The 10,076-nt window shown below is 72.9% G+C and carries 15 protein-coding genes; 1 reads left to right on the plus strand and 14 read right to left on the minus strand.

All coding sequences use genetic code 11. The features are described from left to right. Positions 1–255 (plus strand): DJ-1/PfpI family protein (locus tag LLG88_12190; protein ID MCE5247662.1); only part of this gene is annotated, 255 nt, incomplete at its 5' end. A gap of 210 nt (positions 256–465) precedes the next feature. On the opposite strand, the gene LLG88_12195 is transcribed toward LLG88_12190, so the two are convergent. The 14 genes from LLG88_12195 to LLG88_12260 form a co-directional block, all read right to left on the minus strand. Beyond that, the gene (locus LLG88_12195) at positions 466–1,884 is read right to left on the minus strand and encodes a DHH family phosphoesterase (protein ID MCE5247663.1); all 1,419 of its coding nucleotides are present in this window, start codon (positions 1,882–1,884) and stop codon (positions 466–468) included. Between the two features lie 3 nt (positions 1,885–1,887). Further along, positions 1,888–2,325: a VanZ family protein gene (locus tag LLG88_12200; GenBank protein MCE5247664.1), complete on the minus strand. Its 438-nt coding sequence runs from the start codon at positions 2,323–2,325 to the stop codon at positions 1,888–1,890. Positions 2,326–2,328: 3 nt separating this feature from the next. Continuing rightward, complete coding sequence (locus LLG88_12205; protein MCE5247665.1) at positions 2,329–2,493, minus strand: hypothetical protein; 165 nt, start codon at positions 2,491–2,493, stop codon at positions 2,329–2,331. A gap of 5 nt (positions 2,494–2,498) precedes the next feature. Then, positions 2,499–2,996, minus strand: a complete 498-nt coding sequence (locus LLG88_12210) for a hypothetical protein (GenBank protein ID MCE5247666.1) — start codon at positions 2,994–2,996, stop codon at positions 2,499–2,501. Positions 2,997–3,018: 22 nt separating this feature from the next. Continuing rightward, positions 3,019–3,486 carry a 50S ribosomal protein L9 gene (gene rplI, locus LLG88_12215; GenBank protein MCE5247667.1) on the minus strand — a complete coding sequence of 156 codons (468 nt, stop codon included), beginning with the start codon at positions 3,484–3,486 and terminating at the stop codon, positions 3,019–3,021. A 10-nt stretch (positions 3,487–3,496) separates the two neighbouring features. Beyond that, positions 3,497–3,751, minus strand: coding sequence for a 30S ribosomal protein S18 (rpsR, locus tag LLG88_12220; protein MCE5247668.1), 255 nt, complete (start codon positions 3,749–3,751; stop codon positions 3,497–3,499). After that, the gene (gene rpsF, locus LLG88_12225; protein ID MCE5247669.1) at positions 3,748–4,260 is read right to left on the minus strand and encodes a 30S ribosomal protein S6; all 513 of its coding nucleotides are present in this window, start codon (positions 4,258–4,260) and stop codon (positions 3,748–3,750) included. Before rpsF ends, rpsR begins: the two co-directional genes overlap by 4 nt. A gap of 109 nt (positions 4,261–4,369) precedes the next feature. After that, positions 4,370–4,936 (minus strand): aminoacyl-tRNA hydrolase, encoded by a 567-nt coding sequence (pth, locus tag LLG88_12230; GenBank protein ID MCE5247670.1) that lies wholly within the window; start codon positions 4,934–4,936, stop codon positions 4,370–4,372. A 21-nt stretch (positions 4,937–4,957) separates the two neighbouring features. Next, positions 4,958–5,635: a 50S ribosomal protein L25 gene (locus LLG88_12235; GenBank protein ID MCE5247671.1), complete on the minus strand. Its 678-nt coding sequence runs from the start codon at positions 5,633–5,635 to the stop codon at positions 4,958–4,960. Positions 5,636–5,678: 43 nt separating this feature from the next. Further along, positions 5,679–6,620, minus strand: a complete 942-nt coding sequence (locus LLG88_12240) for a ribose-phosphate pyrophosphokinase (protein MCE5247672.1) — start codon at positions 6,618–6,620, stop codon at positions 5,679–5,681. After that, a complete protein-coding gene (spoVG, locus tag LLG88_12245) occupies positions 6,617–6,967 on the minus strand; it encodes a septation regulator SpoVG (protein ID MCE5247673.1) in 351 nt (116 codons plus the stop codon). The genes LLG88_12240 and spoVG overlap by 4 nt, the downstream gene beginning before the upstream one ends. 24 nt (positions 6,968–6,991) lie before the next feature. Further along, positions 6,992–7,900 (minus strand): 4-(cytidine 5'-diphospho)-2-C-methyl-D-erythritol kinase, encoded by a 909-nt coding sequence (ispE, locus tag LLG88_12250; protein MCE5247674.1) that lies wholly within the window; start codon positions 7,898–7,900, stop codon positions 6,992–6,994. A gap of 8 nt (positions 7,901–7,908) precedes the next feature. Then, positions 7,909–8,553: a hypothetical protein gene (locus tag LLG88_12255; GenBank protein ID MCE5247675.1), complete on the minus strand. Its 645-nt coding sequence runs from the start codon at positions 8,551–8,553 to the stop codon at positions 7,909–7,911. A gap of 68 nt (positions 8,554–8,621) precedes the next feature. Next, positions 8,622–10,076: tetratricopeptide repeat protein (locus tag LLG88_12260; protein ID MCE5247676.1), on the minus strand; the 1,455-nt coding region annotated here is incomplete at its 5' end.

The following is a 10,076-nucleotide window of genomic DNA, read 5'->3' on the forward strand; positions in this document are numbered from 1 at the left end:
AAGAAGCCGATCGCCGCGATCTGCCACGGGCCGCAGATCCTCGCCGCGGCCGGCGTGCTGAAGAACCGCACCTGCATGGCCTATCCGGCCTGCGGCCCCGAGTGCACGAACGCCGGCGCCGAGTTCAAGGCGCCCAACGACGCCTGCACGAACGCCGTGACCGACGGCAACCTCGTGACCGCGGCCGCCTGGCCGGCGCACCCCGAATGGATGCGCCAGTTCCTCGCCGTCCTCGGCGCCAAGATCAACATCTGACGGACGCAATCGGATCGGCCCGCAGGGGCGGCTGGCGCGTCACGATCAACGTGTCCCCGCTCAGGATTTTTCCGCGCCTGCCGCCCGACTCGACTCGCGCGCAATCCTGCCTTTCGCGACGAAAGGCAACGTTGCGCGCCGATCACCTCGGGCGGCAGGCGCGGTGGAGTGTTGAGCGGGGACGCGGGAATCGGGGCGCGCCAGCCGCCCCTACGATTTATCGGTTTTGTCGGTTTTTTGGGATTTGAGCGCCGCCAAGAACCGATCCTCGAGCGCGCGGTAGGTCTTCGGCCCGAGCGCGGCGCCCTTGGCCTGCGGCAGCGCCTCGAGCGGGAGGATCGCCTTGGCCATCGAGCGGTGCCCTCCCGCCGGCCCGATGTCCCCGAACGCCGCCTTGAGCACGGCGCCCGCCTTCTGCACGAACCCGACGTTGCGCACGCAGACGATCAGCTCGCTCCCGACCACGCCGCTGACCACCGACCAGTCCACCCCCTCGACCTGCAGGCAGAAGTCGGCGAGCTGCGGAATGATGTCCTCGCGCACGACCGCGCCGAGATGGCTGAAGACGACCTTCTCCTCGATCCGCGCCTCGCGCAGCCCGTCGGCGAACGAGAGCAGCGTCTCGCGCGGCAACGAGGGACGCTCGATCCGCCGGATCTGGTTGATGTTGGCCCGCGCGTAGAGCCACGTGAACGCCTCGACGTCGGCGTCGGCCACCGGGCGGTCGAGGAGCAGCGTGTCGGTGCGGATCGCGTAGAGCAGCGCCGTCGCCAGCCGCTCGTTGACCTTCGTCCCCTCGGCCCGCAGGTACTCGACGAGGATCGTCGCCGTCGCGCCGTAGCCGTTCCGCACGTCCTTGAAGCGCGCCTCGTACGACGTCTGCGCCGGGTGGTGGTCGATGACCACGTCCACGCGCGGCGGCTGCAGCCGGAGGTGCGGCGGCTGCGTGTCCACCATCGCGATCCGCTCGAACGCCGCCAGCTCGCCCTCGTTCACGACCTGAATGTCGAGGTCGAGCAGCCGCATCATCTCGAGGTTCTCGGGGCGCGTCACCGAGCCGAACGAGACCATCGGCATCGTCGTCCGGTTCCGCCCGAGCAGCGTGCGCAGCGCGAGGCCGCTGGCCAGGCTGTCCGGATCCGGATCGTCCTGCAGCAGGATCGCCGCGTTCTTCGCGTCGCCCAGCGCCTCGCGCATCTTGCGGACCGTCACCTTCGCCGCGGCGAAGCGGATCTCGTCGCGCAGGATCGGCGCGAAGACGTCCCCCGAGGCGACGACGCGGGCCCACGGGAAAGCGGCGCAGTCGAACGGGATGTAGGAGAGCGGGGCCATCGAAAGCACGATGACCGGCGTCTCGCCGCGCTCGCGGTGGATCGCCTCGAGCACGCCGCGCAGCCGCCTGATGTCCCGCAGCGAAACGATCAACTGCCCCGCCGGCAGCAGCGCGCGGTAGGTCGCGCGGTCGCGCAGCGACCCGCGCACCACCTGGCAGCCGAGCTTGCGCAGGAAGCGCTCGTGGGCGGCCGACTCGACGGCGAACGCGATGTCCGCCGGCGGCGCCTCGAGCGCCTGCAGCAGCAGCAGCGCGTGCGAGCGGCTCTGGCAGGCGACGGCGAAGCGGGCCGGCATCGGCTACTCCGTCCGCGCCGCGCGCGGCGCGAGCAGCCGCCGCACCAGCGGCGCCCGCGACAGCAGCAGCACCGCCGCCGCGGCGACCAGCGCGCCGAGCAGGTCGGCGGCGAAGTCGGCGACGTCGGACGAGCGGCCGGGAACGAACTTCTGGTGCATTTCGTCCGCCGCCCCCCACAGCGCGGTCAGCGCGACGCCCGCCGCGGCCGCCGCCCAGAGCGAGCGGAGACGCGGGGCGAACGCCCAGAACCACGCCGCGGCGAGCGCGCCGAACGCCGCGCCGTGGACGACCTTGTCCAAGCCGTGCGAGAGATCGATCGAAAGCGCGCGGTTCGACGACCACGCGTCGAGGGCCATCCCGGCGATCGGCAGCAGGAAACGCCACCAGCGCCGCGAAGGCCGCGCCGCCACCGCCTCCCCCGCCGCGTCCGGAGCGGACATCGCTCAGGCCAGCGGGAACATCAGCCAGCCGACGAGCAGGCCGCCGCCGAAGAGGCAGGCGAAGAGGATCAGCGCCAGCCGCCGCCGCCGGCCGCGCCGGCCGAGCAGCAGCGCGAAGAAGGCGCTGAGCGTCGCCGCGAAGATCAGCATGTGCAGAACGTGGAGCACGGCCGCTACTCCTTCCGGCCGACGCCGATGTCCCACGCGTCGAAGATCAGCAGCAGGTTCATCAGGCCGGCGGCCATCAGGTAGGCCGAGCCGTAGGTGCTCCACTCGCGGAACGTGCGCCGGCGACGTTCGCGCAGCGGCGCCTCGTTCGCCGGATCGGAATGCGCCCGGCCGTCGTCGCCGCGGTAGACCATCCCGCCGTAGAGCCCGCCGCGCAGCAGCGGCTCCCACGGGCCGACGGCGACGCCGCCGACGATCTGCAGCGAGGAGAGGACCGGCGTCCGCGCGTCGTAGACGGCGAGGTTGCCGTCGAGCGCCACGCCGAGCAGCGCGCTCCCGACGACCAGTCCGCAGAAAGCGTAGGCCCGCCGCCGCGCGCCGACGTAGAAGTGGCCGAGGCCGGGCACAAGCCAAGCCAAGAGCCCGGCCAGAAGGCCGCGCTTCAGGGCCGCCGCGTCGAGCGGCGGCGCCTTCGGCTCTTCTTTGCGCGCGGGGCGGGTCATCCGCCGAAAGAGCCAGGCCGCGCTACTGCGCGGCCTGCTCCGTGCCTTCCGCCTCGACCTCGACGACGAGGTCCACGGCGACGTCCTTGAAGATGTGGACGGTGACCCGGTGGGTCCCGACCCGCTTGATCGGCTCGTCGAGGCGGACCTGCTTGCGGTCCACCTCGAAGCCCTGCGCGATCAGCGCCTCGGCCACGTCGATGTTCGTGACGGAGCCGAACAGCGCGCCGCTCTCGCCGGCCATGCGGGCGAAGCGCAGCACCGTCAGCTCGCGCAGACGGGCGGCGATCGCTTCGGCGTCGGTCCGCGCGCGGTTCTCGCGCGCGACCTTGGCCCGGGCCTCGGACTCGACCTGCTTGCGCACGCCGGGGGTCACGAGATAAGCGAGCTTCTTGGGAATCAGGTAGTTGCGGGCGAAGCCGTCGGCGACCTTGACGACGTCGCCCCGCTTGCCCACGTGCTCCACGTCCTCGCGAAGGATGATCTGCATGGCGGCCTCCTCAGTCCGCGGTGAACGGAAGCAGCGCCAGCATGCGGGCGCGCTTGATCGCCTGGCCGAGCTGCCGCTGGTGCTTCGCGCAGGTGCCGGAAACGCGGCGCGGCAGGATCTTGCCCCGTTCCGGGATGTAGTTCTGCAGCGTGCGCAGGTCCTTGTAGTCGATCACGTCGACCTTGGTCTCGCAGAACTTGCAGAACTTGCGGCGGCGGAAGAGGAAGCGGCGGCCGCGGCGCCGTGCGGGCGTTCCGGTGCTCATTTATCCTCTCCCTTCTCCGTCGGCGGCACTTCGTCGTCTTCGTCGCCGAAGTCGGCTTCGTTGCGGCCGCCGCGCTCGCGCTCCGGAGCGGGGGCCGGCCCGGCCAGAACGTCCTCTTCGACGACGTCGGCGAGGCCCTGCGCGGCCCGTTCCTGCGCCCGGACGATGTAGTCCTTGCGCGCCTGCTCGAAGAGAGCCTTCTCCTCGGCCGTCGGCGCCTTCTGGTGGTCGGCGCGCACCGAGAGGAAGCGGAAGAACATGTCGTTCAGCTTCACGCGGCGGATGAACTCGCGCTCGACTTCGGGCGCGGCGTCGTAGAGAACGAGCGTGTACACGCCTTCGTGGTGCTTGCCGATCGGGTAGGCCAGCTTGCGCCGCCCCCAGTGCTCGACCTTGTGGACCACGCCGCCCATTTCGGCGATCAGCTGCTCGAAAACGGTCAGCTGCTTGTCGTGGTCCTCGACGGGCACTTGGGGATCGGCCACGAGCGCCATTTCGTAGCGTCGCATCGATCCTGTCCCCCTTGGCTGTTAGCCCCCGGGTCCGACCCGGGGCGAGGGTTATGGTGGAAAAGCCGGAGGATGTTACCGTCCGCCCGCGGCGGGGGCAACAACACCGTCAATCGACGTGAAATTCCCGCATCGCCGCCTCGAGCCCCTTCGCCAGAAGCGTCTCGACGGCGTCGGCGGCGCGCAGCACGCCCAGCCGGAAGACCTCGCCGTCCGCCTTGCCGGGGCGCTCGAGCACGTACTTCGCCATCTTGTCCGGGCCGCCCGGCGGCCGTCCGATCCCGACCCGCACCCGCAGGAACTCGGGCGTGCCGAAATGGGCGACCAGCGAGACGAGCCCCTTGTGCCCCGCCGTGCCGCCCCCTGGCTTGAGCCGGACCGTTCCCGGGGGAAAGTCCGCCTCGTCGTGGACGACGACGACGTCCTCGGGGACGATGCCGTGATAGGCCAAAAGCGGCCGCGCCGCCTCCCCCGAGAGGTTCATGAAGGTCAGCGGCTCGGCCAGCAGCACCGCCTCGGCGCCGATCCGTCCGGCGCCGGAGCGGGCGCGGTGGCGCACCCGGGACAGGTCGATCCCATGGCGGCGGCCCAGTTCCTCCACCACCATGAAACCGACGTTGTGCCGGGTGCCCTCGTACTCCGGGCCGGGGTTCCCCAGCCCCAAGATCAACCGCACGGGCGCGCTCCGAAGGCGGGACTACTTCTTCCCTTCGCCCTTCTTGGCGGGCGCGGCGGCCTCCGGCTTCGCTTCGGCGGCCTCGGCCTCGCCCTCGCCCTCGGCGGGCGCGGCGGCGGCTTCTTCCTCTTCCTTGGCCTTGCCGAGGACCGTGATCAGCGTCTCGCTCGCCGGACCGGCCAGCTCCATCCCCTCGGGCAGCTTCAGGTCGCCGGCGGCGATGTGCTGTCCGACGTGGAGCTCGGACACTTCCACGGTGATCTTCTCCGGGATGTCGGCCGGGAGGACGCTGATCGCCACCGTGCGGTGGATCAGGTCGAGCAGGCCGCCCTCGTTCTTCACGCCCCAAGGCAGGCCGACCGTGGCCAGCGGCACGGCGACTTCGACCTTCTTGTCCATCTCCACGCGGACGAAGTCGGCGTGGATGATCCGGTCGGTCACCGGGTGGCGCTGGATCTCGCGGATCAGCACGAAGCGCTTGAGCTCGCGGTCGCCGATCTTGAGGTGGATCAGCGTGTTCTTGCCGCGCTCGGAGTCGAGGACCGCGTCGATCGGCCGCGGATCGACGGACACGCTTTCGGGCTCGCGGCCGCCGCCGTACACCACGGCGGGAATCATCCCCTGACGGCGCAGCCGGCGGGACTCGTTCTTCCCCGCGTCGTCCCGGTGCTGAACTTCGATGCTGACTTGGTTGCTCATGCTCGTCCCTCAACGGGCGCGCGGCGCCCGCGCTGCGTCTCGCTCACAGGAACAGCGAACTGATCGAGGAGTTGGTGTGGGTCCGCCGGATAGCCTCGCCGATCAACGGGGCGATCGACAGGACCTGGATCTTCTCGAGCGAGCGGCGGCGCTCGTCGAGCGGAATCGTGTTCGTCACGGTGATGTTGGTCACCGGGCTCTCGCGCAGCCGGTCGATCGCCTTGCCGGAGAGCACCGGATGGGTGAAGCAGCCGCGGACCGACTTCGCGCCCCGCTCCAGAAGCGCCTTGACGGCGCCGGAGAGGGTCCCCGCGGTGTCGATGATGTCGTCGACGATCACGCAGTCGTGCCCTTCGACGTCGCCGATGACGCTGATCGACTCGGCGACGTTGTGGCCGCTGCGCCGCTTGTCGACGATCGCCAGGCCGCAGCCCAGCTTCTTGGCGTAGAAGCGGGCGCGCTCGGTGCCGCCGGCGTCCGGGGAGACGATGACCGGGTCGGTCACGCCCTGCGCCTTGAGGTGCTCGAGGAGCACCGGCGCGGCGAAGAGGTGGTCCACCGGGATGTTGAAGAAGCCCTGGATCGCCGGGGCGTGCAGATCGATCGTCAGCACGCGGTCGGCCCCCGCCTTCTCGATCAGGTCGGAGACGAGGCGGGCCGAGATCGGCACGCGCGGCCGGTCCTTGCGCTCCTGCCGGGCGTAGGCGAAGTACGGCACGACGGCGGTGATCCGCGCCGCCGAGCTCCGCTTGAAGGCGTCGATCAGCAGCAGCAGCTCGAGCAGGTTCTCCGCCGGGGCGTTGGTCGGCTGGATGACGAAGCAGTCGGCGCCGCGGACGTTGTCGAGGATCTGCACGTAGACCTCGCCGTCCGAGAAACGCTCGAGATGCACGCGCCCGGCCTCGATGCCGAGGTAGGTGCAGATCTCGCCCGCGAGCTGCGGGTGCGCCGAGCCGCTGAAGACCTTCAGTTCCGACGACGTCATGACCGCTCTCCCTCGTTTCCCAGACCGCGCTGCGACTCTTCGTCCGCCGCGGCCTCGGCCGTCCCGCGATCCGAGCCGGCCGGCCCCTCGCCCGCGCCGAGCGCCTGCTCGTACTGGGCGAGGATCCGCTCCTCGAGCGTCCGCCGCGTCTCGCTGTTCAGCGGGTGCGCGACGTCCTTGAACGTCCCGTCCTTGCGCCGCTTGGAGGGCATGGCGACGAACAGCCCCGCGGGACCGTCGATCACCTTGATGTCCGTCACGACGAAGCAGGCGTCGAACACCACGGAGACGAACGCCTTCAGGCGCTCCTCGTCCACCGGGTGGACCCGCACGTCGGTGATTTCCATCGCCCTCGCCGCTCCATCGCCCCGTCAGCCGCGCCGCGTCGCCGCCGCGCGTCCGATCGTCCGCGCGCAGTGCACGAACGAGCCCTGCGGCGCCGCGGCGGCCGTCCGCGCCGCCGCCTCCCGCGCGTCCTCCTCGCGCTCGAACAAGGCGAAGACCGTCGAGCCGCTGCCGGTCATGCCGGCGCGGCCGCCGCACTCCGCCAGCGAGGCGATGAGCCGCGGGATCAGCGGTTCCAAGCGGAACGCCGCCGGTTCGAGCCCGTTGGACAGCGGAGGCGGCGCGCTCGGCGCCTCCCGCAAGTGCCGACGGAACCGCGAGATATTAGGCGCATCGCGCCGGACCGTCAATCCAATGCGGGCGAGGCGGTAGACCTCGGCCGTGGCGAGCGGCCGGCCGGTCCGCGCGAGGACGATCGGCCACGAGCGGAGATCTTCGAGCGGCTCGATCTCGTCGCCGCGGCCGATCCCGACCGCCGTGCCGCCGACGAGGAAGAACGGCACGTCGGCCCCGAGGCCCCGTCCCAGTCGCGCCAGCTCCCCCGGCGCGGCGCGCCCGCCGGCGAGCTCGTCGAGCGCGCGGAGCGTCGCCGCGGCGTCCGAAGAACCGCCGCCGAGGCCGGCGCCGGCCGGGATCCGCTTCACGAGGCGGATCGAGATCCGGCCGAGCCCGCCGAACCGCTCGACGTACAGCTTCGCCGCCCGGACGGCGAGGTTCTCGTCGTCGGCGCAGGGGGCGGTCGGCTCGACACGCAGCTCGATCCCGCTCCCCGCCGGATCGAGTTCGACCTCGACGTCGTCGGCCAGGTCCACGCTCTGGAAGACCGTCGCGATTTCGGTGTAGCCGTCCGGCCGCGGGCCGAGCAGGTCGAGCGCCAAGTTCACCTTGGCGCAGGCCGCGAGCGCGACGCGGCGCGCGCCTCCGTCGATCGTCATCGTCGCCGTCACTCCTCGAAGGCGCCGTCGGCCGGCTTCAGCGCGAAGTTCGCCGGGATCGCGGGCCACACGGAACCGCTCGGCGCGGGACGTTCCTTCACCTTACGCAACTCGATCCGGTCCCCCCCCGGACCGCTCGCCCGCAGGCCGGCGGGAAGCGTCTCCCCCGCGCCCGGCGGATCGACGACCGCGCGCCAGCCGGCCGCGGACGAGACCCCGCCCGCGCCGAGCTGCGCGATCAGGCCGCCGTCGATCGCCGCGCCGGTCCAGCGCCGCCAGAACGAGGCGTCGTCCGGCCCGTCCACGGCGACCCGCCGCCCCGGGAAAAGGAGCCGCACGTCCTTCCCCGGATGGACCCCCGCCACGAGCGCCGGTCCGCCGATCGCGCCGCGGAACTCGAGCAGCGCCGCGCCGTCGCCGCAGAGGCGGGCCGACATCTTGAACGTCGCGGGATCGGTCTTGCCGGCCGCGGTGTAGCCGCCGCGGTACTCGGCGTCGCGGCAGCGGCCGGCCTCGCGCGCCTCGGGCTCGACGCGGGTGACGCCGGCGCAGCCGACGGCCGCCAGCGCCGCCGCCGCGAGCGCCGCGGCGAGGACGAACCGGCCGCGGCGGACCGTCCGCCCGGCCCGCGCCGTCCCGCGCGGCCCCGTCATGGCCGCGGCGCCGCCGTCGGCCGGCGAACGCTCCCCGGGAACGCGCCCCGTCGTCCCGCGCGAAGGCGTCATGGCTGCGGCGCGGCGGCGAGCTTCCGGCGGAGCCGGTCCGCGTCGCCGCTCCCGATCGCCAGCGCGGCCGTCCACTCCGCGCGGGCGCGGGACGGATCGCCGAGCGCCTGGTAGACGTCGCCGAGATGCTCGCGGATTTCCGCCTCGCCCCGCTCCGCGGAGAGGCGCGCGGCCTGCTGCAGCAGCGGCAGCGCCTCCGAGGACCGCCCGGCGCGGTGGAGCGCCCAGCCGAGGCTGTCGAGGTACTGCGGCTGCGACGGCTTGATCTGCACCGCGCGCCGCAGCAGGTCGATCGCCTCGGACAGCGAGCGCCCTTCGGAGGTCAGCAGCCAACCGAGGTCGTTCAGCGTGCCGGCGTCGTTCGGGGCCGCCGAGAGCAGCCGCCGAAACGCCGTCTCCGCCTCGGCGGAGCGCCCGGCCGCGAAGTAGACCTCGGCCCGCAGCCGCAGCAGCTCCGGCCGCTCGGCGCCGCCCGCCGCGCCCGCGCGGTCCAGCAGCGCCGCGCCGACCTGCGGCTTGTCCCACGCGACGAGGAGCGCCGCGGTCTGCGCGACCGCCTGCGCCCGGTCGTCGGCGCCGGCCAGCGCGGACAGGGCCGCGTCCGCGCCGTCCGCCGGCTTGTCCGCGGCCAGCGCGGCCAGCGCCGCCGCCGCGGCGTCGCCCGGACGGGCCTTGCGGCGCGCGGCGAGGAGCTCCTGCGCCTCGCCGCCGCGCCCGAGGGCGGTCAGCTCGGCGACCCGCAGCTTGAAGGCGTCGGGATCGTCGGCCGGGGCCTTCTCGAGGAGCCGCAGCGCTCCGGCGTGGTCGCCGGCGCGGGCGCGGTCCCCCGCGGCGCGGACGAGGAGCGCCGCGCCGAAGTTCGCGCGGTCCTCGGCCCCGAACGCCTCGTAGAGCGTCTCCAGCTTCTCGGCCGCCTCGGCCGGCGCCCCGCCCTGCTCGGCCGCCTGCGCCCAAAGGAGAAGCGTGTGCGGCGCCCAGTAGATGCGCGGCAGGCCGCGCAGGACCGGCAGCGCGTCGGCGCCCCGTCCGAGGCGGACGAGAACCCGCGCCAGGTCGCGCTGGACCAGCGGATCGTCCGGACGGCCGGCGACCGCGGCGCGCAGCGGCTCTTCGGCGCCGAGGAAGTCGCCCGCCTCGAGCCGCGCGACGCCCAAGCGATGGGCGACGTCCGCGTCGTCCGGCTTGATCCGCCGCAGCCGCTCCAGCGCGACCGCGCGGCCGGCTTGGTCGCCGCGGCTTCCCTGAAGGTCGGCCAGCGTCTCGAGGACCGTCGCCGCGCCGCGGCCGTGGGCATCGACCGCCGCCAGCGCGCCGATCGCGCGCTCGATCGCCCCCTTGGCGAGGAAGGTGCGGGCGAGGGTCAGCCGGACCAGCGCCTGGTCGGCGCCCTGCGCGTCGAGGAACTTCGTCGCCGCCCGCTCCGCGTCGTCGAGACGGCCGGCCTCGCCGAG

This window comes from bacterium (assembly GCA_021372775.1).
Classification (GTDB): Bacteria; Acidobacteriota; Polarisedimenticolia; order J045; family J045; genus JAJFTU01.

What these genes read in the sequence shown, in the direction of transcription:
- LLG88_12195 (MCE5247663.1), bottom strand. Translation starts at nt 1,884, where the DNA reads ATGCCGGCCCGCTTCGCCGTCGCCTGCCAGAGCCGCTCGCACGCGCTG.
- rpsR (MCE5247668.1), bottom strand. Translation starts at nt 3,751, where the DNA reads ATGAGCACCGGAACGCCCGCACGGCGCCGCGGCCGCCGCTTCCTCTTC.
- LLG88_12255 (MCE5247675.1), bottom strand. Translation starts at nt 8,553, where the DNA reads ATGACGGGGCCGCGCGGGACGGCGCGGGCCGGGCGGACGGTCCGCCGC.
- rplI (MCE5247667.1), bottom strand. Translation starts at nt 3,486, where the DNA reads ATGCAGATCATCCTTCGCGAGGACGTGGAGCACGTGGGCAAGCGGGGC.
- LLG88_12200 (MCE5247664.1), bottom strand. Translation starts at nt 2,325, where the DNA reads ATGTCCGCTCCGGACGCGGCGGGGGAGGCGGTGGCGGCGCGGCCTTCG.
- ispE (MCE5247674.1), bottom strand. Translation starts at nt 7,900, where the DNA reads ATGACGATCGACGGAGGCGCGCGCCGCGTCGCGCTCGCGGCCTGCGCC.
- LLG88_12235 (MCE5247671.1), bottom strand. Translation starts at nt 5,635, where the DNA reads ATGAGCAACCAAGTCAGCATCGAAGTTCAGCACCGGGACGACGCGGGG.
- LLG88_12240 (MCE5247672.1), bottom strand. Translation starts at nt 6,620, where the DNA reads ATGACGTCGTCGGAACTGAAGGTCTTCAGCGGCTCGGCGCACCCGCAG.
- spoVG (MCE5247673.1), bottom strand. Translation starts at nt 6,967, where the DNA reads ATGGAAATCACCGACGTGCGGGTCCACCCGGTGGACGAGGAGCGCCTG.
- rpsF (MCE5247669.1), bottom strand. Translation starts at nt 4,260, where the DNA reads ATGCGACGCTACGAAATGGCGCTCGTGGCCGATCCCCAAGTGCCCGTC.
- LLG88_12210 (MCE5247666.1), bottom strand. Translation starts at nt 2,996, where the DNA reads ATGACCCGCCCCGCGCGCAAAGAAGAGCCGAAGGCGCCGCCGCTCGAC.